The following is a 22,801-nucleotide window of genomic DNA, read 5'->3' on the forward strand; positions in this document are numbered from 1 at the left end:
GCAATTGATTTAAGTGGCGGCGCCAGCGCCGATGACGGTCTCGTCCGACGCTTCTCGTAGGGTTAGGCGCATCAAGGGGTTCCGACCCGCAACGGTCTGGACCATGCTGAGTAGGCAGTGCATCGGGGAAACCTGGAAGGCGTGATCATGAAGGTGTTGGTGATCGGGGGCAGCGGGTTGATCGGCGCACAGGTAGTCGCCCAACTCACCGAACAGGGGCACGAGGCTGTCGCCGCCTCGCCTCGCTCGGGGGTCAACGCCGTCACCGGCGACGGTCTCGCCGCGGCCGTCGCCGGAGTCCACACGGTGGTGGACGTGTCCAACTCCCCATCCTGGGCTGACGACGACGTCTTGAACTTCTTCACGGCCTCCACCCGCAACCTGCTCGAGGCCGAGCGTGCCGCCGGGGTGCAGCACCATGTCGCGCTGTCGATCGTGGGAGCCGACCGGGCCGCGGCGAGCGGCTACATGCGGGCCAAGATCGCCCAGGAGAAGCTGATCAAGGAATCCGATGCGCCGTATACGATTGTGCGAGCCACGCAGTTCTTCGAATTCGTTGGGGGAATTGCCGATTCGCTTTCCGACGGCGACACGGTTCGCGCCCCGCACGGCGCGTTTCAGCCGATCGCTGCCGCGGATGTGGCCACGGCCGTCACCCGCGCTGCGGTCGGTGAGCCGGCGGGGCTGATCAACATCGCCGGCCCGGAGAAGCGGGGCATGGACGACTTCATCCGGACGCAGTTCGCCGCGACGGGCGACACCCGCGAAGTGGTGACCGACCCGCAGGCCAAGTATTACGGGGCGGTGCTCGACGACCGCATGATCGTGCCCGTCGAGGGCGAAGAAGTGACCCTCTACCCCACCAGCTTCGGCGACTGGCTGGCAGCCCAGCTCCCCAGGGACGCCAAGTAAAGAGCCCGCCGCGACCCGGCCAGGGTCGACCAAGCCATGAAACCAGTGGGGCAACGCACGGTTGGTTCAATCCGAGGCGGGCCGCGGCGGTACTCGTCCCCGGGCTCGCCGACGTGTGCCCAAATGCGTTGGAGCGCGGCCGGGTTGAGGTGACCACGGGTCGTCACGACATGTCGCTCGGCAGGCGCGATAAGCGAAAGGTCTAGCGCTGGTGGCGGCGCTGCGCCTAGCATCCAAGCACGAGAACGTTGGGGCGAGCCAAAGACGAGGAGCACCGATTGCCCGTGCAACCCACCAGCGGCCCGCCCTTCGACAGAACTCGGCTCACCAGGCGCGGCTTCATGGCCGCCGGCATCGCCGGCGGGTTGGCGCTCACGGCGTGCAGTCAATCCAAGCCCGAGCCGTCGGGCAATGCCCGGATGTCCGCGGCCATCGCCGAAACCGAGGCGGCGCGGCCACATAGCGGCCGCACCGTCACCGCCAAGTTGACAGCCCAGGCGGTCCAGGTCGACCTGGGGGGACCGGTCGTCCGCACGCTCGCCTTCGGCAACAGCATCCCGGGCCCGGTGATCCGCGCCCGCATCGGCGACGAGGTCGTCGTGTCGGTGTCGAACCGCCTCGACCATCCGACGTCGGTGCATTGGCACGGCATCGCGCTGCGCAACGACATGGACGGCGCCGAGCCGGCCACCCCCAACATCGCGGCCGGCCAAGACTTCACCTACCGGTTCTCGGTGCCGAATTCGGGGACTTACTGGGCACATCCACACACCGGCCTGGACGAGGACACCGGTCTGTATCTGCCCGTCATCGTCGACGATCCGACGGAGGGCAACTACGACGCCGAGTGGATCGTCGTGCTCGATGACTGGACCGACGGCGCCGGAAAGAGTCCGCAGCAGCTCTACAGCGAACTGAGCAACCCGAACAAACCTCCGCAGAACGCGCCCGAAACGACCACGCCGCCAACCACGACGACGGAGACAAGTCCCACCTCGACGCCGGAGACGACATCAACCAGCCCGACAACGTCGACGAGCGCAGCGCCCGCACCCCCGGCGGCGGGCATCGGCACCAGCGACCTCCTCGGGGGTGACGCAGGGGATATCGCCTACCCTTACTATCTGGCCAACGGGCGAATCCCGGCCTCGCCCATGACGTTTAGCGCCAAGCCCGGTCAACGCATTCGCATTCGCTTCATCAACACCGCCTCCGGCACCACGTTCCGGGTGGCGCTGGCCGGTCACGCGATGACGGTGACGCACACCGACGGCTACGCCGTGGTGCCCGCCCAAGTCGACGCCCTGCTTATCGGCATGGCCGAACGCTACGACGTCACCGTGACCGCCGCGGACGGCGTCTTCCCGTTGGTCGCGGTCGCCGAAGGCAAGAACGGCCTGGCCCGCGCGCTGCTCTCCACCGGCGCCGGCAGCGCACCCGATCCCCAGTTCCAGCCGGGGGAACTCACCAAACGGGTCGGCACCGTCGAGATGTTCACCGCCACAACGCCGGCCAACTTGGGCCGCCCGGACCCCGGCCACACCCTCCCGGTGGTCCTGGGCGGCAACATGATGCAATACAACTGGACGATCAACGGGCAGCCCTACAGCAAGACGAATCCGCTGCACGTGCAACAGGGCCAACGGCCGGCCATCACGTTCGACAACCCGACGATGATGTATCACCCGATCCACCTGCACGGACACACGTTTCAGGTGATCAAGGCCGACGGAAGCCCGGGCGCCCGCAAGGACACCGTCATGGTGCTGCCCAAGCAGAAGCTCGTCGCGGTGCTCGTCGCCGATAATCCCGGAACCTGGATGATGCATTGCCACAACACCTATCACCAGGTCGCCGGAATGATGACCCGCCTGGACTACGTCTTCTGACGGTCAGACCGCGCCCAGGAAATCCAGCAGCAACTGGTTGATCACCGAGGCCTGCTCGATCTGGGGGCAGTGTCCGGCGTTGTCGACGACCACCGAGCGGGCGCCGTCGATCTGCTTGGCGATCTCGGCGGCCCAACCGCCCGGAAGGAGCTTGTCGCCTCCCCCTTCCACGACAAGCGTTGGTACGTCGATGCGTTCGTAGGCGCGAGCGCTCGATGGCGTCGCGGACGGCGTGGCGCCGGGGCGACGGAACCTGGCCGCGGCGATGGCTTCCCACGCCCCCGGCGCGGTGCTCGACTCGTAACGGCGCCGCACGTACTCGTCGTCAGCGGGATACCGCGGGTCGAAGAACAACGCCTCGACGATGCGGCGCATCGCGGGCAGCGTCGCGTCATAGTTCTGCAGCGCCTCGAAATGCGCGTTCTGCTGGATTTCACCGCCGCCACAGATGACGGCCAGGCTGCGGATGGGCAGCAGCGGGGTGTCCGACGTGGCATCGGTGAGCAGATTGATGGCGCCCATCGAATTGCCGACGAAGTGTGCCGAATCGACACCGAGCAGTTCGCAAAACCGTGCCACATGCCGGATCCGCATGCCGCGGCCGTCGACGAAATCGATGACCTTCGCGGACTGCCCGAACCCCAGCTGGTCGGGCGCCAGGACCCGATGTCGCGCGGACAGCGCGGCGATGTTGTGTTCCCAGCCGAGTTCGGCGCCGGCACCGAACTCGCCACCATGCAGCAGCACCACCGGGTCGCCTTCGCCGGCCTCCAGATAACTGGTGGTCAGCCCGTCGACCGATAACGATTTGCGCTGCATCACTTGATCGCGATCGGATTCACCGGTGAGCCCACTGCCCCAACGAATCTCAGGGGCGGCGCGATGAGCTGAAACTCGTACACACCGTCGGCGGCGCAGTCGGCGGCCAGCGCCGTGAGGTCCCAGTACTCCCCGAGCATCAGGCCCATGTCGCGCAGCGTCAGCAGGTGGAAGGGCAAGAACACGCCCTCGACCCCGGACACCGGGTCTTCGACCTGGAGGTTGTCGGAGGCGACCGCGGCGATCTCGTGATCGTGCAGCCACTGGGCGCATCGCCAGTCCAGGCCGGAATACGGTTCGGTCTTGTTGCCCGTCTGGAGGAACCTCGTCCACCATCCCGTCCGAATGAGCAGGATGTCACCGCGTCCGATCGCCACGCCCTGGGAGCGGACGACGTCGTCCAATTCCTCTGGCGTGATGGGTCTTCCGTGCTCCAGGAAGACCTCGGCGCCGCGATGGCGCACCAGGTCCAGCAGCACACCGCGCGAGGTGATGCCCTTGCCGTCGACCTTTTCGATGCCGAGGTGACGGGCCCCGAGGCTGGTCACCGAGCCCGCGGGGATCCCGTTGTAGAGCGTGTCGTCGTAATAGACGTGCGACAACGCGTCCCACTGGGTGGCCGCCTGCAACGGCATGATGATCATGTCGTCGTTGAACCTGAACAGATTGTCGACGAAGTAGGGACCCATCTGCGCCGCCGTCGGATTGCGGTCCCAATCGGGGCCGTATCGAGCGAGCGTGCCGGCGTCACCGCCGTCCACCGTCATCACGTGGATGGGATTGTGCCGAAAACCGAAGGCCCCCTGTGGTCCCGACGACCCGAAGTCCACTCCGAGCGGAAACACCTTCCCGTGCCGGACCAAACTCGCGGCCTGCGCGACCTTTTCGGAGGTGATGAAGTTCAGCGTGCCGAGCTCGTCGTCATCACCCCAGCGCCCCCAGTTACTGACGTCACGAGCGGCCCGGCGAAAGTCGGTCACACTGGCCACGGAGCACGTCCTTCCTCGAGTTCGCCCGCGATCGCGGCGCCCACGTTTCCGCCGTCGACCCACAACACCTGGCCCGAAATATAGCTCGCCGCATTGCTATTCAGGAACAGCAGAGCCGAGGCCTGCTCGGCGGGTTCACAGACACGACCGAGCGGCTTGGGGATGTCGTCGAGAAAGCCCTGTCCGTAGACGGTGCGCAGCTGGTCCAGGATCGGCGTCTCGGTCACGCCCGGCCCGGTGCAGTTGATACGGATTCCACGCGCGCCCAGCGGCGTCGCACTGCGCATGGTGTACAGGATGATCGCTTCCTTGGACAACTGATACCCGGTGCCCAGCGCGTCGGGATGTTCACGGCACCAGTCGACACCCTGCTGCATCGTCGTCGTACGCAACAGCGGCGCCACCTCCCGCAGACGCTCCCGGTAGGCGGCCGCCGCGAGCGACGACACGCTCACGATGGCCGACCCGGCGGCCATCGTCGGTATCAGCGCCTCGGTGAGGTGGCGCGTCCCCAGGAAGTTGACGGTCAGCACGAGCAGCGGGTCGCCGATGCCCGACGACACGCCGGCGACGTTGAACAGCGCGTCGACCGGACCGGTGACGGCGGCCACCGCCGACTCGATCGATGTTCGATCGGCCAAGTCGACCTCATGAAACTCGTCGATCGCGAAGTCCGGCTGTCGCTTGTCCAGGCCGATCACCTCGGCCCCCAGCTCGCCGAGCTGGCGCACCACGTGTTCGCCGATGCCGGAGGCACATCCGGTGACCACCGCACGGCGACCGTCGTAGCGCCAGAGCTCGTCGATTGCTCCCAAGGCTGGCCTCGAAATTCTCCCGACTCAGATGCTGCCCGGCACTACTTCTGCTGTTCCTTGGCGCGCTGCGCCGCCTGAACCCGGCCTTCGTTGATCTCCGCCATGGCTTCGGGGATCTCGCTCGCGGTGAACTTACCGCCGCGGCCGGTCGGGAGTCCACCAAACGAGTAATCCTCGTCGAACTGCGGTGCGGTCGATTTCGGCCGGCGCGCCTCCACCTTCTCGATGACCGGCTCCAGCCGCTTCGCCTTTTCCGCCACCGCCTTCGCGTCACGCTCGATGAACTCGGGCAGCACCTCGGAGCCCATCAGCTCGATCGATTCCATGGTGCCCTCATGGCTGCGCGGGTTGAGCAGCAGGATGATCTCGTCGACGCCGCTTTCTTCGTAACCGCGCAGGAACTCGCGCACCGTGGCCGGAGATCCGATCGCACCCCGGCCGGGGCCGTAGGCCAGCGTCGGATCTTTCTCCACCTCTTCGAGATAGCGCTGCCACACCCCGGTCCGGCCCGGCGTGTGCACCCCCGTCATGTAGTAGTGCATGATTCCGAACGAGAAGAACCCGCCGCCCTGGCCGAGCCGCTGCAGGGCCTGCTCGTCGGTCTTGGCCACCATCATCGACAGGTCGCCGCCGATGGCCAGGATGTTCGGGTTGATGCGGGGAGTCACCGGCACGCCGTTCTCCTCGAACTCCTTGTAATAGCCGTTCACCCGCTCGGTCAGCGGACCGGGACCGGTGTAGGCGAAACTCAAGGCGCCGATCGCCTTTTGGGCCGCCATCTGCACGCTGGCCGGCCGCGTGCAGGCGACCCACACCGGCGGGTGCGGTTGTTGCAGCGGCTTGGGAACGACGTTGCGCGCCGGCATCTGGATGTGTTCACCGTTGAAGCCGGTGAACGGCTCTTCGATCATGCAACGGATCGAGACCTCGAGAGCCTCTTCCCACTGGGCTCGCTTGTCCGCGGGGTCGATGTTGAATCCGCCGAGTTCACCGACCGACGACGACTCCCCGGTGCCGAATTCGACGCGGCCGTTGGACAACAGGTCGAGGGTGGCGATGCGCTCGGCCACCCGGGCGGGGTGATTGACCACCGGCGGCAGGTGCATGATGCCGAACCCCAGCCGGATGTTCTTGGTCCGCTGGCTGGCCGCGGCCAGGAAGATCTCCGGCGCCGTCGAGTGGCAGTACTCCTCGAGGAAGTGATGCTCGGTCAGCCACACGGTGGAGAAGCCCGCTTTGTCGGCGGCCTCGACCTCGTTGAGACAGTCCTGCAGCAGGACGTGTTCGTCGTCGGGCGCCCAGGGTCGCGGCAGGGCGAATTCGTAGAACAGCGATATTTTCATCGTTACCTCCTATGAGTATTAGCGGCTCGGTTAGCTGCTTGCGACGCAACGTGTTTCGCCGCGACATAGCCGAAGGTCATGGCTGGGCCGATGGTTGCCCCGGCGCCGGCGTAACTGCGGCCCATCACCGGCGCGGAGGTGTTGCCCACCGCGTAGAGTCCGGGCACCGCGGTGCCGTCGGCCCGCAGCACGCGGGCGTGCTCGTCGGTCAGGAGGCCGCCCGAGGTGCCCAGGTCGCCGAGCACGATCCGAAAGGCGTAGTACGGCGGATCACCGAGGGGATACAGGTTAGGGTTGGGCAGGGTGTGGTCGCCGTAGTAGTTGTCGTACACGCTGTCGCCGCGGTTGAAATCGTCGTCATGCCCCGTGTGGGCGAGTTCGTTGAAGCGGCGGGCGGTTTCGGCCAGCTGGTCCGCGGGCACGCCGATCTTGGCCGCCATCTCGTCCCACGTCATGGCCGCCTTGACCACACCGGATTCCAGCCAGGCCGGCGGGACCTTGCGGCCGGTGGGCACCGGTGCCCCCGGAATTTTCGGTATGGGTAGGTGTCCACCGACGACGTAGCGGTTGAACGATCGGTGGTCGGTGATCAGCCAGCACGGGATGTGGGTGACGCCGGACCGCTGGCCCTCGATCATGGCGTGGCCGAAGTCCATGTAGGGAGCCGCCTCGTTGATGAAGCGTTTGCCCGCACCGTTGACGATGAACTGCGCCGGCATCATGCGCTCGTTGAGCATGAACTGCATGCGGCCGTCCGGCCATTGGATCGCCGGGAACCACCAGGCCTCGTCCAGCAAATCCGTTGCGGCGCCGACTTGTTGACCGGCGCGGATGCCGTCTCCCATGGCGGCGGGGTTGCCGAAGCTCCAGTCCTGGTCCACCTCGGGCAGAAGTTCCTTGCGCCATGCCAGGTCGTGGTCGAATCCGCCGGACGCCAGGATGACGCCCAGGCGAGAGCCGATCCGCTGGGACGTGCCCTCGCGTTCCACCACCGCCCCGGTGACCGCCCCGTCGGCATCGGTGAGCAGTTGCACCATCGGCGAGTCCAGCCACAACGGGATGCCGCGCTCCCGCAGCGCCAGTCGGAGCCGGGCCGCCAGCGACTGTCCGATGGCGGCCATCCGCTCGCCGAACACCCGGGCCCGGACCATCCGCGCAATCAGTTTGAGCAGCACACCCTTGCCGGCCCATGACTGCCTGATCCGATAGAACGTGCGGAGTTCCTTGGGCCCCAGCCAGATTCCCTTCGGGGCCAGCGTCAGAGGCTGCAGCAGCTTGCGCTCGTCGGCGCCCAGCTTCCGCAAGTCGATGGGCGGGACGTTGATGGTGCTGCCCAGCGCGGAGCCGCCGGGCAACTCCGGGTAGTAGTCGGCATATCCGGGCTTCCAGACGAATTCGAACCATCCGGACCGTTGCTCCAAGAACTGCAGCATCTGTGGTGCGGTCTCGACGTACTGCCGTAGCCGTGCCTCACTGACCAGGCCGTCGGTGATCCGTTTGAGGTATTCCACGACCGCCTCGGGCGAGGGCGCATAGCCCTCGCGGCGCTGCGCCGGCGCGCCGGGCACCCAGATGCCGCCGCCGGACAGGGCGGTGGAACCCCCGAAGCAAGACGACTTTTCGATGACCAACGCGTCAAGGCCGGCGGCCTCGGCCGTCAATGCGGCCGTCATGCCCCCGCCGCCCGAACCGACGATGAGCACGTCGACGACGTGATCGAAACCGTCCAGAGCGGCCGTCATTTCGGAAGTGCCGTTCTGATGGCGAAACCGGCGATCAGTTCGGGCGCGGGCTTGTAGAAGCGCCCGGTGATGTCGTAGGGGCCCGCCGCTTCCAGCGCTCCGAAAGCCGCCACCCACGTGCGGATTTCCTGCGCGGAGCTGCCGCCCTCATGGGCGACGAACGAGTTCGACCAGCCATCCAATTCGCTCAGCCGCCCCCCGTCGATGATGTCCAGGAACTGGTGGTCCCACGCCGGATTGAGTGCCTGCAGGTCGCTCTCGCCGGCGGCGAAGCTTTTGGCCGCGTCGATGACGGCGGCTTGGCGGGCCTGGCGTTGCTCGGACGTCATCGGCTGGCCGTGCACGATCCGCTCCAGCACGGGCGCGGGCGCGGTGGCCAGGGTCGGCACCGGCGGGCTGTGGGAAAGCCCACCGGATCCCAGGATCAGCACTCGCTTGTCCAGCGTGCCCACATAACTGCCGACGGCGGCACCGAGTGCGCGGCAGCGGTGCAGCGGGCCCAGCGGCACTCCGATGGCGTTGACGAAGATCGGTATCACGGGACGCGAGGTGGCGTCGCCGAACAGCTTTTCCAGCGGCTGGACCGTCCCATGGTCGACGTCCATGCTGGTCGACACCGCGACGTCGACGCCCGCATCGAGGACCGCCTTGGCGCAGTCGGCCGCAAGCGTTTCCGGCACGTCGAGCGGGCCGGCGTGGGTGCCGTAGTCCCCCACTCCAGAGGCGCTGGTGCCGATGCAGAAGGGCGGCATCACCTTGTAGAAAAAGCCGTTGTAGTGATCCGGCGAAAAGCTGACCACCAGTTCGGGGTCGAACTCTTCGACGAATCGCCGCGCCTCGGCGATGGCACCCTCGATATCATCAAGCAGGTCCCGCGACGGCCCCGGAAGATTCAGGAGAGGGCTGTGCGACATACAGCACAGAGCCAGTGCCACTTTGCAAATCACCTCCTCGCGGCCTGAGCGTGAGCGCATCGATCAGCGCGGCGCTCAAGTCCGGCGCGCGCTGGGCGATGCAGGCGCCCGCGATGCACCGGTCGGGGCGCAGGAACAACACCGACTCGGAATGCGTGTCGAACCAGGACTTGAGGCCACCATGCCGATCGCCCACGATGACGACGTCGGGGTCATCGTGGCCTGCCCAGTGCAGCTGGGTCGCCGGGCGGAGCGCAAAGAAGCGCGCGCCCAACGCTTTCCAGTTCGCGAACGCGACATCGCCCAGGATTTTGCGGGGGTGGTTGTTCCAGCACAGCACGGCGAACCAGGAGCCGAGCACGTCGTCGAGCAGCACGTTCTGCCGATCGCGGGTGTCGACGCGGGGTTGGATGAACAGCGTTCCCACCGGCGAATCGGCCCGGCCGGGCGCGGCGTGCACGACGGCCCCGTGCTCGTAGCGCGGCATCGGCTTGAACCGCATTTCCAGCACATATCGCTTGAGCGACGGCACGATTGACGCCGACCGGATCAGGAGATCTCGCGCGTTCGCCACCCGGCGGTTGGTCGGCGAGATCACCCGGCCCACCATGGTGGACAGGTCGATCATCGCGCGGGCGTGCTTGCGGCGTTCCACGTCGTAGGTGTCCAACAGCTTCTCGTCGGCCCGTCCGCTGACCACCGCGGCGAGCTTCCAACCCAGGTTCGCCGCGTCCCGGATCCCGCTGTTGTACCCCTGCCCCTGCCAGACGGGCATCAGGTGGGCGGCATCGCCGGCCAGCAGCAGCCGGCCCTGGCGGAACGCGCCGGCGATCCGCGAGTGGTGGGTGTACACCCGGCGCCTAATCACGTCGACCCGGTCGGGATGGGGCACCATCCGCGCCAGCATCTGGGTCAGGAACGCCGGGTCCTCGGCCTGTTCGTCGGTCTCGTCGCCATGAATCATGAACTCGAAGCGCCGAATTCCGTGGGCGATCGAGATCGAGGCGTACGGGCGTTCGGGGTCGGCGCCGACCTCGCTGTTCGGGTGCCCGAGCGGGTCGTTGGCGATGTCGACCACCAGCCAGCGCGTCGACGACGTCGTTCCATCGAACGACACCCCCATCACCCGGCGGGTCATGCTGCGGCCGCCGTCGCACCCGACCACATAGCGTGCCCGCAGGCGGGCGGCGTCGCCGTCGCCGCCGCCGAGTTCGACGGTCACCCCGTCGGCGTCTTCCCGGCAGGTCGTCATCGGGCGCCGCCAGCGCACCTCGACGTGCTCGAATCGCTCCAAGCCGGCCAGCAATTCGGCGTCGACGAGGGGTTGCACGAAGCCATTTCGTTTCGGCCAGCCGAAACGTGCGTCCGGCGGGGCCATTTCGGCGAGCACCCGGCGCCTGGCGTCGACGAAGCGCAAAATCTGATTGGGCACCGTGTGCGGCAGTACCCGGTCGGCGAGCCCGATCGACTGGAAGGTGCGCAACGCCTCGTCATCCAGACCCACGCCGCGCGGGTAGTCGATGAGGGTGTCCCGCTCGTCGACTACCACCGTGCGGATGCCTTGCAGGCCAAGGATGTTGGCCAGGGTCAAGCCGACCGGACCCGCGCCGACGACGAGGACATCGGTGTCGAGGTCAGGTAACGCCCGGTCCGGTGTGACCATCACCGGCCCAGCAGAAAGTCGAGATGCAGGCGATTGAAGGTCTTGGCGTCCTCGTACTGCGGCCAGTGGCCACAACCGGGCATCACCTCGAAGCGGGCGCCCGGGATCATCGACGCCATGCGCCGCCCCTCGGTCACGTCGGCGGTCGGGTCGTCGCTGGTCCACAGCACCAGCGTCGGGGCGATGATCGACCCGTATTCGTCCGGTCCCAGGATGTTGCGCGCCCGAATCTCGGGGTCCTGCAAAGCCATGATGTCGCTCATCGCCGAGACGAATCCCGGTTGGCGATACACGCGCTGGCGGCTGGCGACCAAATCGTCGTAGTCCCTGGACTTGTCGGCCATCAGCCATTTGATGCGTGCCTGCACGGTTTCCCAGGTCGGGTCCTCGGCGGCTGCCATGGACAGCGTGATGATCCGCTGCATCACCGCGGGGTCGGCCTGGGAGCCGCCGGCGGTGTTGAGCACCAGCCGCTCGACCACGTCCGGGTGATCGATAGCGGCGCGCGCGGCCACCCAGCCGCCCAGCGATTCACCGCTGAGATAGGCGCGGTCGACACCGATGGTGCGCAGCACCGCCATCAGGTGCTCGACGTAGTGGGCGACTTCGAGCGGGTGGCCCGGCTTGCCGGTGTACCCGTGACCGAGCATGTCGATCGACCAGGTCCAGAAATGCTCGGCGTGCGCGCCCAGATTGCGCACGTAGGCCTCGGCATGTCCGCCGGATCCGTGCAACAGGACCAGCACCGGCTTTGCGGGATCACCGGCACGCAGGTAGCGGGTCCGCACCCCGCCGGCGTCGAGGTAGCCCTGCTCAAACGCGACGCCCTGCAGATCGCTCCAGATGCTCTCGAACTCCGCCACGGTGCGCTCCGGCCTCCAGATCGGGGAAATCTCGTTCTCGTTTTCGGCGTACGTTGTGTGCTAATATCGCACACTAATGTGCGTTATATATAGAGCTTCGCTCTCGCGGGAAGGTCTGTCAAGGCTGTGACGGGGGCGGGTACCGGTTCCCAGACCCTGGCCAGGGGTCTGACGGCCCTGCAGATGGTGGCGGACTCGCCCAGCGGGCTGACGGTGCAGCAGCTCGCCGACCAGGTGGGGGTGCACCGCACCATCGCCTACCGGTTGCTGTCGACACTGGCCGAGTTCCGACTGGTGGCCAAGGGCGAGGACGGGCGCTACCGTCCGGCGGCGGGGCTGGCCGTGCTCGGCGCTTCCTTCGACCGCAACGTGCGCCAAGTGAGCCTGCCGACGCTGCGCGCGTTGGCCGACGAGCTCGGCACGACCGTGTCGCTGCTCATCGCCGAAGGCGACCAGCAGGTGGCGATCGCCGTCATCGTGCCCAGCCACGTCGCCTACCAGCTGTCCTTTCACGAAGGCAGCCGCTATCCGTTGGACCGCGGCGCGGCCGGCATCGCGCTGCTCGCATGCATGCCGCCGCGTCCGGGCGAACGAGAGCTGGTAACCCAAGCGCGCGAACGCGGTTGGGTGACCACCTACGGCGAGATCGAACCGAACACCTACGGCCTGGCCGTGGGGGTGCGCCGCCCGGCACCTTCGCCACCGACGTGCATCAACCTCATCTCCCACCGAGAAGACGTGGTGATGCGCGGGAAGGACGCGGTCGTGAAGGCCGCCAAGCAGTTGTCGGAGCTACTGAGCTGAAGGGATAGCAGTCCATGTCATGGGACCACGAAGTCGACGTCGTCGTGCTCGGCAGCGGCGGCGCCGGCCTCACCGCCGCGCTGACCGCAGCCGTCGCGGGTGCCTCGGTGGAGGTTTACGAAAAGGCCTCGACCGTCGGCGGGACCACGGCCGTCTCGGGTGGCATCGTGTGGATCCCCGCCCACAATCGTTCTCCCGACGGCGAATTGACCCCGGCGGACGCGTTGCGATACCTGCGCGCGCAGTCGCTCGGTTCGATGGACGACGAGTTGGTGGAAACGTTCGTGCGCACCGGCCCGGCGATGCTCGATTTCATCGAGGCGCACAGCGGTCTTCAGTTCGAGATCGCCACCGGCTTTCCCGACTATCGTCCCGAGCTGCCGGGCGGGCAACCGAGCGGCGGCAGGTCGCTGAGTGCGGCCCCGTTCGATCTGGCGCAACTGGGCGAATGGGCAACGCGCATCACATCTTTCCCGGCCGACTGGTCCAACGTCGGATTCGATGCCGAGACCAGGGCGCGCCTGCACGCGGCGATCGACGAGCGAACCAGCCATCTGTGCGTGGCCGGCACCGCGCTGATCGCGGGACTGCTCAAGGGTTTGCTGGACGTGGGAGTGACCCCACGCACCAATGCCCGCGCCGAGGGCCTCATCGCCGACGACGGAGAGGTCACCGGGGTGCGCGTGGCCCTGCCGGATCGAACGATCAGCGTTGGCGCCCGCCACGGCGTCATCCTGGGCACCGGCGGCTTCGAGTGGGATCCGGCCCTGACACAAGCGTTTCTGCGTGGCCCCATGCACGGCGCCGTCTCTCCGCCCAACAACACCGGCGACGGCTTGCGCATGGCGATGGAGCAGGGGGCCGACCTGGCCAACATGGGTGAAGCGTGGTGGGTGCCCATCGTGCAAATCCCGGGCGACACCATCGAGGGCAAGCCACGCAGCCGCAGCGTGCGACTGGAAAGGACGCGGCCGCGCAGCATCATCGTCAACTCGGCCGGCCGGCGCTTCGTCAACGAGGCGTGCGATTACAACTCGATGGCCGGCGCCTTCCATTACCTGGACCCTCGCGGCGGCTACGTCAACGACCGCGGATGGATGGTGTTCGATTCGATTCACCTGCAGCGCTACGGGTTTCTCGGTATCGAACCGGGGCAACCCGTCCCGGACTGGTTCTGCGAGTCCGCGGACCTCGCCGAGTTGGCCGCCAAGACCGGCATCGACGCCGCCGGTCTGACCCGCACCGTCGAGAGCTGGAACCGTCATGTGGCCGCCGGCGCAGACCCCGACTTCGGTCGCGGCTCGAGCGCCTACGACGGCTACTGGGGCGACGACAGCGCGACCACACCGGCCGGCAAGACGCTGGGCCCCATCGACACCGCGCCCTTCTACGCGGTGCCGGTGAGCATCGGTGCGATGGGCACCAAGGGCGGCCCGCGCACCGATCACGATGCCCGCGTCCTGCACGTCGGCGGCGAGCCGATACCGGGCCTGTTCGCCGCGGGCAACGCGATGGGCGGAGTGACCGGGAGGGCCTACGGTGGTGCCGGTGGAACGCTCGGCCCGGCAATGGTTTTCGGCTATCGCGCGGGTCATGCCGCCGCCACCGGGAAGTCGGTCGACCTGAAGTAGGGTGGATATCGATGGTCGCCTACGACCGGATCGGTGCCACCTATCGCAGCACTCGTCGACCCGACCCGCGGATCGGTTCGCAGGTGAACGCCGCGCTCGCCACGATGGGCACCGTCGTCAACGTCGGGGCCGGCACGGGATCGTATGAACCCGTCCAAACGGTGGCCGCGGTGGAGCCCAGCATGGTGATGATCGCTCAGCGTCCACCGGGCTCCGCCCCCTGCGTGCAGGCGTTGGCGGAGGCTTTGCCCCTGCGCGACAACTGCGTTGACGCCGCGATGGCCCTGCTGACCGTGCATCACTGGAGCGATGTCGCCGCCGGGGTCGCGGAGTTACGTCGTGTCGCGCGCCGTCGCATCGTGGTGCTGACCTGGGATCAAGCGGTGTTTCAGAGCTTCTGGTTGGTGCGCGACTATCTGCCTGAGGCCGCTCGGATCAACCACGAGCTCTATGTCCCGATCGCGGAACTCGTGGAGCTGCTGGGGGGTGCGCAGGTGCAGACCGTGCCAGTCCCGCACGACTGCACCGACGGATTCGGGGCGGCCTTCTGGCGCCGACCCGAGGCCTATCTTGATCCCACTGTCCGCGCCGGCATCTCGATGCTGGCGTACGCGGACCAGGGCTCGCTGACCGAGGGCCTGGCCCGCCTCGCCGCCGACCTGCGCACCGGACGATGGCGGCAGCGGCACTCGCGGCTGCTTGACCAACGCCAGCTCGATGCCGGCTACCGCCTTCTGGTCAGCGACCACGGCTGAGCGGGACCCTCGGTGGCGGGTCTCATGTGTGCTAGCGCCGGTGCCAGCGCACTTCAAAGTCACTTCATGCCAGCGAAACTGATGCCCACGTGACTGCTGCGACTGCCGACGCGTCCCCCCGCGGCCCGGGAACCGTCAATTCCGCAACGGCATTTCGACGCAGACATGGGTGCCCACCGGGGCATCGAGGAACGTCAGGGCTCCGCCGGCGGCTTCCACTCGGGCGCGGTGCGACGCCAGCCCGATGTGTCCCTCGCTCATGCGGCGCGCCATCGTCTCCTGGCTGAACCCCACGCCGTCGTCGACCACATGCAGCACACAGGTCTGGTCGGTGATTCCGAGCATGACCGTCGCGTGACGGGCCCGAGCATGCTGGACGACGTTGGACAGCAGCTCACGCACCACACCGAACACGATGGGGTCGATGTCGCTGCGCGCCGCGTATTCGATATCGGTGGTGATCTCGATGCCGCAACGCTGCGCGGTGAAGTCCGCGAGCTGCCGCACCGCGGCCCCGAGCCCGACCTGTTCGAGCACCGCGGGGTGCAGCTCGAAAGTGGCCTGCCGCAGCCGTTCCGAGGCCAGCTGCAAGCCCCTCAGCGCGCGGCCGACGCGCTCGTCGCCCCCGAACGCCGCATCCAACTCCACGAGCTCTTGGCGCACCGCCAGAATGTCTTGCAGCGGTCCGTCGTGAATGAATTCCGAGATCCGGCGCGCCGCCTCGTCCGAGGCGTTCATCGTCTGGGCCAGCAGCTCCTCCCGCAACGCGCTCAGTCCGGCCACCGAGCGGGTATGGCGCTCCTCGATGCGCACCACCAAAAAGGCCGCGCAACACAGGAATGCATAGAGCAGGAACCGAAAACCCGCCTCCGCCAACTTAACCGCGCTCGACATCACCGGATCTTGCAGCACGGCAATGGCGAACCCCAGCATGGAGAAGATCAGCACCACCGCCGCCCGGCGCGAGGAGACGTCGAGCCCCAGCAGGACCGGCAACATCGCCATGATCAGCAGCGGATAGATCCCGTTGGTGGACAGCAGCTGAAAGACGGTCAGCGCGACGATGTCGATGACGGTGAACGCAAACGGCTCCAGCCGGCCGATCGCGACCAGTCGGCCCATCCCGATCCAGCGCCGGAAAGGAGCGAAAGCCAACCCGAACGCGCAGAGCGCGACGAGTGCGTACAGCGCGATGAGCACGCTTTCCTGCGGCCACTCCGATCGGCTGGTGCCGATGATCATGGCTGCGACCATCAGGCCGACCACACCGATGCGCAGCACCGAGCCGATGCGGTACGAGCGCAACTGGTGAACCGTGCGCACCCGTTCCAGCTCTGCGTCGCCGGCTACCGCCACCCGATCACCGTACTCATCGGCGTCCGCGCCCCCGAAGCAAACGGGGAAATGGCTCATCGTGGCGCCCGGAGAACGCGAAGGCCGCTGCTCGGAAGACCGCTACACTCGTCGCCATGGTCGGCGCGGCTACCCCGGAGACGGTGCGGGTGGTTGTCGGCGACGATCACCCGCTTTTTCGCGAGGGCGTGGTGCGCGCGCTCTCGTCGAGCGGTTCGGTGAACGTCGTCGGTGAAGCGGAAGACGGCTCTGCCGCATTGGAATTGATCCAATCGCACGTGCCCGACGTCGCGTTGCTCGACTACCGGATGCCCGGCTTGGACGGCGCCCAGGTGGCGGCCGCGGTGCGAAAGCAGGGCTTGCCCACCCGGGTGTTGCTGATCTCGGCGCACGACGAGTCGGCGATTGTGTACCAGGCGCTGCAGCAGGGCGCCGCCGGGTTTGTGCTCAAGGACTCGACGCGCAGCGAGATCGTCAAGGCGGTGCTCGACTGCGCGCAGGGCCGCGACGTGGTGGCGCCGGCGCTCGTCGGCGGTCTTGCCGCAGAGATCCGGCAGCGCGCGGAGCCGACGGCACCCGTGCTCAGCGCGCGCGAACGTGAGGTGCTCAACAGGATCGCCCGCGGCCAAAGCATCCCCGCGATCGCCGGTGAGCTCTTCGTGGCCCCGTCGACGGTCAAAACGCATGTGCAACGCCTCTACGAGAAGCTCGGCGTCAGCGATCGCGCGGCCGCCGTCGCCGAAGCAATGCGGCAAGGTCTGCTCAGCTAGCGGCCGACCAGGGCTTTGGCTTTGGCGCGGACGTGATCTGCTGCGCCCGCGCCACCGCTTTGGCCGAAGCCATGGCCTCGGCGATCAGGTGGCGCGCCCCGCGTTCCACCTCGCAGAGGTGATCGCTAGTGCCGCCGGCGGCGATCAGCTGGCGGCGTGCGAAGACCAGCGGGTCGACGGCGATGGGGTGATTCGTGTGATACGTGATCGCCTCGACGAGGGTGGGGCCGTCACCGGCGCTCGCCCGGTGCACCGCTTCGGTGACCGAGGCGGCCACCGCCACCACGTCCCTGCCATCCACCGACAGCATGGGCATCGCGTCGAATTCGTACGCGCGGCGACGCGCGTTCGTCCCGCCGCGGATGTTCTCCACGACGAACACCACCGGCAGCCGCCACTGCACGGCAATCTTTGCGGCCGTGGTGAACTCGACGGAGTGGGCGTCGCGACCGCCGATGACACACAAGGCGACGTTGCCCTCGCCGGCCAGTAGCTGCGTGTTGGCGTCGCCCAGCGCAAACATGGTCGATTGACCCAGAGCGCTTTCATTGGCCAGCGACCGTTTCCAGTCCGCGGCCCCGGCGCCGGCGCGGCGCGGGCCGATGATGTCGGCGATGGCCGGGCCCAGCGGCAGGGCGAGGCCGACCTGCTGGGCGTGCCGGAATTGCGGGGTGGCGGCGTTGACGCGGTCGCCCGGCCGCAGGGCCGCAACCGCGCCGACCGCCACCGCCTCCTGCCCGAATTCGGTTCGCGTGGCGTCGTCGATCAGGCCGTCGACACGCAGCTCATCCATGGCCATGTCGAGCAGCCGCAGAACCCACATTCGGCGATACAGCTCCAGGTGGTCATCAGGGTCGAGCGCTGCCGAAAGCTGGGGGGTGTGAGTCATGCCGAATCTCCTAACTCGCTGGCCGAGGTGGCCGCCGCGTTGAACACGAACTCAACGTAGGGCGATTGCGCGAGTGGCAACTCCGCCGATCGGACCGCAAATGTGATGAACGCCCGTTCCCCCGATTGGGGGACAAGCGGGCCGTCAGTCGCTCGGCGGCGCGGGGGGTGAGATTAGCTGATCGGCGGCCGAGTAGGGGTCCTGATGGCCGTCGACGACCGCCTCGGCGAGCCGGTCGAGATCCGGCTGATTCCGCAGCCTGGTCTGCGCGAGGGACAAGATCTGCGCCCGCGCCCGGGCCAGTCGGCGGGCACGACTGTCGGTGCGGCGATGGTCCTCGATGGCGGCCATCAGGTCCTCGATGCCCTCGCCCCGGGCGGCGACCAGGGACACGATCGGGGCCGCGGTTTCGGCCCGCAGATCCCGAACCGTCTGCTCGGCACCGTCGCGGTCCGCCTTGTTGACCGCCACGATGTCGGCCACTTCCAGCACGCCGGCCTTGGCCGCCTGAACCGCGTCGCCCGCACCGGGATTGAGGATGACGACCGTCGGGTCGGCGACGGCGGCAATCTCGATCTCGGACTGGCCCACCCCCACCGTCTCCAGCAGCACCACGTCGTAGCCGATCGCCCCCAACAACCGGATGGCCGCCGGAACCGCGGCGGCCAGGCCCCCGAGATGCCCGCGGGTGGCCACCGAACGAATCAGGACATCGGAGTCGTTGATGTGGGCGGCCATTCGAATTCGATCGCCCAACAGCGCACCCCCGCTGAACGGGGACGACGGGTCCACCGCCAACACCGCCACCCGGGATCCGCGCTTGCGGTAGGCGCCGACCAGCGCGGCGACCGTCGTCGACTTTCCCGCCCCCGGCGGGCCGGTGATGCCGACGACCGGCCCCATGCCGCCCGGGGCGGGACCGATATTCGCCAGGACCTCGTCGCGCTGGTCGCCCTCGACGAGGCTGAGCAGCCGACCGGCCGCGCGCGGAGATCCGTTGCGCGCGCGGGCAATCAGATCGGCGATGATCATGTACGCATTATGGAGCCGCGACCTCGATCACCGTCGCCGAGCCCATCCCGCCGCCCGCACACATCGCCGCGACGCCGATGCCGCCGCCGCGGCGGCGCAGTTCGTGCACCAGGGTGACCAGCATCCGCGCGCCGGTGGCCGCGACGGGGTGACCCAGCGAGCAGCCGCTGCCGCTGACGTTGACCTGGTCGGGGTCGAGCTCGAGCAGCTTGACGGTGGCCACGCACATCGCGGCGAAGGCTTCGTTGATCTCGAAAAGATCTACGTCGGCAATCGAGAGTCCGCCTCGCTTAAGGGCTTTCGGTATCGCTTCCACCGGCGCCAGGCCGGTGATCGCCGGGTCGACGCCGACGGACGCCCAGGACCGGATGGTGGCCAGCGCGGGCAATCCGAGCCCGTCGCCGGCGATCGTCAGCACCGCGGCACCATCGTTGGCGCCGCAGGCATTGCCGGCGGTGATCGAGAAGCCTTCGATCTCTGGGTGCAGCGGCTTGAGCGCGCCCAGCTTTTCCATGCTGGTGTCCCGGCGCGGGTGCTCGTCGACAGCGAACAACCCGTGCGGGGTGTCGATCGGCACGATCTCCTCTTTGAAGCGGCCTTCGTCGATGGCGGCGATGGCGTTGCGGTGGGACCGTAGCGCCCAGGCGTCCATCTCCTCGCGACTGACGCCGGCCTTGACCGCGGCGTTCCAGCCCACGGTGATCGACATGTCCATGTTGGGAGCGTCGGGCCGGTCCGGGTGGGTCGGCGGGAACCAGTCGACCCACTCGCCGTCGACCTGCATCCGCGACCGCGGTGACGTCGACGCCGAGTTCACGCCCCCGGCGATGACGAGTTGGTCCATTCCCGCGCCCACGCTCGCGGCCGCGGTCTGCACGGCCGCCTGACCGGCCGCGCAGTGCCGGTTGTTGGCCAGTCCGGGAACCTGGGTCAGGCCGGCGGTGACGGCGGCGTGGCGGGCGAGCACACCGCCGCCGTAGAGGCCCTCGCCCAGGATCACGTCATCGACCTGCGTCGGGTCCAGATCCTTGGCGGCTTCGCTGACGACGTGGTGGGCCAGGTCGAACGCGCTGGTATCGCGCAGCGTGCCCTTGCGGGCGGTGCCGATGGGGGTGCGCAGGGCGGACACGATGACGGCTTCAGGCACAGGTCTTTCTCCAGTTCAACCAGCGGGCAGGGGCGCGAGACGCCCCAGTCGCAATGCGAGAATCATATTCTCGCATTGCGAGAGTGCGAGTCGCAACAGGCGCCCGCTGGTCCCCCGTCGGTCAGTCGGTGCGGTCCGACCATCCCGGGGGCAGCTGCTCGGGGCCGGTGTCGATGACGCTCTCGTCGTCGGCACCCACGTATTCGAACAGGGTGATGTAGGCGAATTCCGGGACCTCATAGATCGGGTAGGTCGGGCCTTGATCCCGGTAGGCCCGCATCTCGTCCAGGTGTTCGTTCTGAAAGCAGACCGTGCGCTCACCGTGCAGCCGGATCCACTGCGGAAAGAAGATGACCCCGTGCAGACAGCGTTTGGCGGGCAGGACATTGACGACCACGCATGTGCCGGTGGGTTCGGACCACGACAGTTTGAAACTGTCATCGTCGAGTTGGACGAGGTGGACCTCCTGACCTTTGACCCAGCGGCCTCCCACATGCCCGGAGTGGATCCGGTAGTCGATGGTGGTGGCGTTCTTGACATACATCTCGTATTGCCAGCCGTTGGCGTAGGTGTAGATGAAGCGGTGTCCGACAATCCCCGAAAGATCTTGCGAGGGAATTGGATTGTCGACACTGGTCATTGCGGTTCCTCCCGGTCAGGCCGCAGCTGCGGTGGCTCCCACGACGACGGTGGTGGGACGGATCGTCGAGCGGGCGTTTAGCGCACCGCTCCATTGCGCATCCTGCCAGGACTGCGGCGGGACTGCGCAATGGGTGTCGATTTGCGATGGTGGGTACATGACTCAGGGAATGGTCGCCGTCCCGGGCGGCAACGTGTGGTTTAAACGGACCGGCGGCGGGCCGGGCCTTCCGCTGCTCGTCATTCACGGCGGGCCGGGGTTGCCGCACGACTACTTGCGGTCGCTGGAGCGGCTGGCCACCGAACGAGAGCTCATCTTCTGGGACCAGCTTGGCTGTGGGAAATCCAAATGCCCTCCTAATCGCAAGCTTTGGACGATGGATCGCTCGGTCTCCGAGGTGGACGCCGTGGTGCGGGCCCTCGGCCTGGACCATTTCCATCTGTTCGGCAACTCCTGGGGCGCGATGTTGGCCCAGCAGTACATGCTCGAGGCAGTACCCGCCGGGGTGGCGAGCCTGACCATTTCCAACAGCATCGCGTCCATCCCGGAGTTCACGAAGATGGTGGCGCGCTTGAAATCCGAGCTGGATCCGGCAACCCAGGCCGCCATCGACCACCATGAGGCCGCCGGCACGACGTACTCCCCCGACTACCAGGCGGCCATCCGCACCTGGAACGAAACCTACCTCTGTCGGGTGCGTCCCTGGCCGCGGGAGCTCGAGGATGCGTTCCGCAACATGGGCGCCGAAATCTTCGAGACCATGTTCGGTCCCAGCGACTTTCACATCGTCGGGACCATCCGGGACTGGGACGTGGTCGACCGACTCCACGAAATCACCGCGCCGACACTGGTTCTCGCCGGCAAGTACGACGAATGCGTTCCCGAACACATGTGGGAAATGCACCGGCGCATCGCGGGTTCGCGGTTCGAGTTGTTCGAGTCCAGCGCTCACATGCCGTTCATCGAGGAGCCGGGCAAGTTCGATGCGGTGATGCGTGAATTCCTGCGCCGATACGATTCCTGAGGTCGTCGCGCGGCCAGAACCTCAATTCTTCTTGGCCGCGTTGAATTTTGCGACGTTGGCCCGGAAGTCCTCGGTGAGGAACGACTGGCTCTCGGCCGAGAGCGCATAGTCCAGGCTGGCGAGCACGGCGCGCTCCAGGTGGATGTTGAGCACCCGCTTGGTGCTCTCCACCGCCTGCTGCGGCAGTTCCAGAATCTTTTTGGCGGTGGCGATCGCCTCCGCGAGCGGGTCGTCGACCACGTGGTTGGCCAGCCCGAGCTCGACCGCGCGCTGCGCGCCGATACGGGTTCCGGTGAGGGCGAATTCCTTGGCCAGCAGCAGGCTGATGTGCAGCGGCCAGGTCAGCGGGCCGCCGTCGGCGGCCACGAGGCCCACCTGCACGTGCGGGTCGGCCAGATAGGCGGCCTCGGCGATGTAGACGATGTCGCTGAGCGCGACCAGGCTGCAGCCCAGCCCGACGGCGGGCCCGTTGACGGCCGCTACCACCGGAATTCGGCACCGCGCCATGCCCAGCACGATCTCGCGGCCATCCCGGATCGTTTTGGCGCGCAGCTCGGCGTCGTTGGCCAGCTCTTCCAGATACGTGAAATCGCCACCGGCCGAGAATGCCCTGCCGGCGCCGGTGATCACCGCGGCGCGGGCGCCCGCGTCGTCGGTCAGTCGCTGCCACAGCCGCGCGAGCCCGACATGCAGGTTGTCGTTGACGGAGTTGAGCGAATCCGGCCGGTTGAGCGTGATGATGCGCAGGGCACCGTCCGCCTGAACGTCGATTTCGGTAGGCATGTCGTACACGTCAGACTCCTTCGA

Annotated in this window: 21 protein-coding genes; 7 read left to right on the forward strand and 14 right to left on the reverse strand. The window is 67.4% G+C overall.

Going from position 1 to position 22,801, the window contains the following annotated elements; genetic code table 11:
• The first annotated feature begins 147 nt into the window (after positions 1 to 147).
• Complete coding sequence (locus tag DQP57_RS01565; RefSeq protein ID WP_112631236.1) at positions 148 to 912, forward strand: SDR family oxidoreductase; 765 nt, start codon at positions 148 to 150, stop codon at positions 910 to 912.
• A gap of 278 nt (positions 913 to 1,190) precedes the next feature.
• Positions 1,191 to 2,801, forward strand: a complete 1,611-nt coding sequence (locus DQP57_RS01570; RefSeq protein ID WP_112631085.1) for a multicopper oxidase family protein — start codon at positions 1,191 to 1,193, stop codon at positions 2,799 to 2,801.
• Between the two features lie 3 nt (positions 2,802 to 2,804).
• Here the strand turns inward: DQP57_RS01570 and DQP57_RS01575 are convergent, their stop codons facing one another.
• Genes DQP57_RS01575 through DQP57_RS01610 form a run of 8 tightly spaced genes read right to left on the reverse strand, consistent with a single transcriptional unit; the run spans position 2,805 to position 11,949 of the window.
• The gene (locus tag DQP57_RS01575) at positions 2,805 to 3,620 is read right to left on the reverse strand and encodes an alpha/beta fold hydrolase (protein ID WP_112631087.1); all 816 of its coding nucleotides are present in this window, start codon (positions 3,618 to 3,620) and stop codon (positions 2,805 to 2,807) included.
• Positions 3,620 to 4,609, reverse strand: coding sequence for a cyclase family protein (locus DQP57_RS01580; protein WP_112631089.1), 990 nt, complete (start codon positions 4,607 to 4,609; stop codon positions 3,620 to 3,622). The genes DQP57_RS01575 and DQP57_RS01580 overlap by 1 nt, the downstream gene beginning before the upstream one ends.
• Positions 4,597 to 5,424: a coniferyl-alcohol dehydrogenase gene (locus tag DQP57_RS01585; protein WP_112631091.1), complete on the reverse strand. Its 828-nt coding sequence runs from the start codon at positions 5,422 to 5,424 to the stop codon at positions 4,597 to 4,599. The genes DQP57_RS01580 and DQP57_RS01585 overlap by 13 nt, the downstream gene beginning before the upstream one ends.
• 41 nt (positions 5,425 to 5,465) lie before the next feature.
• Complete coding sequence (locus DQP57_RS01590) at positions 5,466 to 6,767, reverse strand: LLM class flavin-dependent oxidoreductase (RefSeq protein ID WP_112631093.1); 1,302 nt, start codon at positions 6,765 to 6,767, stop codon at positions 5,466 to 5,468.
• A 2-nt stretch (positions 6,768 to 6,769) separates the two neighbouring features.
• Positions 6,770 to 8,497, reverse strand: coding sequence for an FAD-binding protein (locus tag DQP57_RS01595; protein WP_112631238.1), 1,728 nt, complete (start codon positions 8,495 to 8,497; stop codon positions 6,770 to 6,772).
• An 8-nt stretch (positions 8,498 to 8,505) separates the two neighbouring features.
• Positions 8,506 to 9,423, reverse strand: a complete 918-nt coding sequence (locus tag DQP57_RS01600; RefSeq protein ID WP_240631643.1) for a 3-carboxyethylcatechol 2,3-dioxygenase — start codon at positions 9,421 to 9,423, stop codon at positions 8,506 to 8,508.
• On the reverse strand, positions 9,371 to 11,086 hold the full coding sequence (locus DQP57_RS01605; protein WP_112631097.1) for a bifunctional 3-(3-hydroxy-phenyl)propionate/3-hydroxycinnamic acid hydroxylase: 1,716 nt from the start codon (positions 11,084 to 11,086) through the stop codon (positions 9,371 to 9,373). The genes DQP57_RS01600 and DQP57_RS01605 overlap by 53 nt, the downstream gene beginning before the upstream one ends.
• Positions 11,086 to 11,949 carry an alpha/beta fold hydrolase gene (locus DQP57_RS01610; protein ID WP_112631099.1) on the reverse strand — a complete coding sequence of 288 codons (864 nt, stop codon included), beginning with the start codon at positions 11,947 to 11,949 and terminating at the stop codon, positions 11,086 to 11,088. The genes DQP57_RS01605 and DQP57_RS01610 overlap by 1 nt, the downstream gene beginning before the upstream one ends.
• Positions 11,950 to 12,075: 126 nt before the next feature.
• Between DQP57_RS01610 and DQP57_RS01615 the strand changes: the two genes are divergently transcribed.
• Genes DQP57_RS01615 through DQP57_RS01625 form a run of 3 tightly spaced genes read left to right on the forward strand, consistent with a single transcriptional unit; the run spans position 12,076 to position 15,139 of the window.
• Positions 12,076 to 12,753: an IclR family transcriptional regulator gene (locus DQP57_RS01615; protein ID WP_112631101.1), complete on the forward strand. Its 678-nt coding sequence runs from the start codon at positions 12,076 to 12,078 to the stop codon at positions 12,751 to 12,753.
• Positions 12,754 to 12,767: 14 nt separating this feature from the next.
• On the forward strand, positions 12,768 to 14,384 hold the full coding sequence (locus DQP57_RS01620) for an FAD-dependent oxidoreductase (protein WP_112631103.1): 1,617 nt from the start codon (positions 12,768 to 12,770) through the stop codon (positions 14,382 to 14,384).
• Between the two features lie 11 nt (positions 14,385 to 14,395).
• Positions 14,396 to 15,139: a class I SAM-dependent methyltransferase gene (locus DQP57_RS01625; protein WP_112631105.1), complete on the forward strand. Its 744-nt coding sequence runs from the start codon at positions 14,396 to 14,398 to the stop codon at positions 15,137 to 15,139.
• Positions 15,140 to 15,274: 135 nt separating this feature from the next.
• Here DQP57_RS01625 and DQP57_RS01630 read toward each other — a convergent pair whose 3' ends face one another.
• Complete coding sequence (locus DQP57_RS01630; protein WP_112631240.1) at positions 15,275 to 16,495, reverse strand: sensor histidine kinase; 1,221 nt, start codon at positions 16,493 to 16,495, stop codon at positions 15,275 to 15,277.
• A gap of 113 nt (positions 16,496 to 16,608) precedes the next feature.
• On the opposite strand from DQP57_RS01630, the gene DQP57_RS01635 reads away from it, so the two are divergent.
• Entirely contained in the window at positions 16,609 to 17,262 is a 654-nt protein-coding gene (locus DQP57_RS01635) for a response regulator (RefSeq protein ID WP_112631107.1), read from the forward strand.
• Here DQP57_RS01635 and DQP57_RS01640 read toward each other — a convergent pair.
• From DQP57_RS01640 to DQP57_RS01655, 4 genes are all read right to left on the reverse strand, one after another.
• A complete protein-coding gene (locus DQP57_RS01640; RefSeq protein WP_205869002.1) occupies positions 17,255 to 18,151 on the reverse strand; it encodes a thiamine pyrophosphate-dependent enzyme in 897 nt (298 codons plus the stop codon). The genes DQP57_RS01635 and DQP57_RS01640 overlap by 8 nt on opposite strands.
• A gap of 144 nt (positions 18,152 to 18,295) precedes the next feature.
• On the reverse strand, positions 18,296 to 19,183 hold the full coding sequence (meaB, locus tag DQP57_RS01645; protein WP_112631111.1) for a methylmalonyl Co-A mutase-associated GTPase MeaB: 888 nt from the start codon (positions 19,181 to 19,183) through the stop codon (positions 18,296 to 18,298).
• A gap of 7 nt (positions 19,184 to 19,190) precedes the next feature.
• The gene (locus DQP57_RS01650) at positions 19,191 to 20,330 is read right to left on the reverse strand and encodes a thiolase family protein (RefSeq protein WP_112631113.1); all 1,140 of its coding nucleotides are present in this window, start codon (positions 20,328 to 20,330) and stop codon (positions 19,191 to 19,193) included.
• Between the two features lie 121 nt (positions 20,331 to 20,451).
• A complete protein-coding gene (locus tag DQP57_RS01655) occupies positions 20,452 to 20,970 on the reverse strand; it encodes a phenolic acid decarboxylase (protein ID WP_112631115.1) in 519 nt (172 codons plus the stop codon).
• A gap of 169 nt (positions 20,971 to 21,139) precedes the next feature.
• Here DQP57_RS01655 and DQP57_RS01660 point away from each other — a divergent pair, with 169 nt between their 5' ends.
• Positions 21,140 to 21,994 (forward strand): proline iminopeptidase-family hydrolase, encoded by an 855-nt coding sequence (locus tag DQP57_RS01660; RefSeq protein WP_112631116.1) that lies wholly within the window; start codon positions 21,140 to 21,142, stop codon positions 21,992 to 21,994.
• Positions 21,995 to 22,015: 21 nt separating this feature from the next.
• On the opposite strand, the gene DQP57_RS01665 is transcribed toward DQP57_RS01660, so the two are convergent.
• Positions 22,016 to 22,786 carry an enoyl-CoA hydratase/isomerase family protein gene (locus DQP57_RS01665; RefSeq protein ID WP_112631118.1) on the reverse strand — a complete coding sequence of 257 codons (771 nt, stop codon included), beginning with the start codon at positions 22,784 to 22,786 and terminating at the stop codon, positions 22,016 to 22,018.
• Positions 22,787 to 22,801: the final 15 nt, after the last annotated feature.

It is taken from the genome of Mycobacterium colombiense (genome assembly GCF_003284935.1).
GTDB lineage: Bacteria > Actinomycetota > Actinomycetes > Mycobacteriales > Mycobacteriaceae > Mycobacterium > Mycobacterium arosiense_A.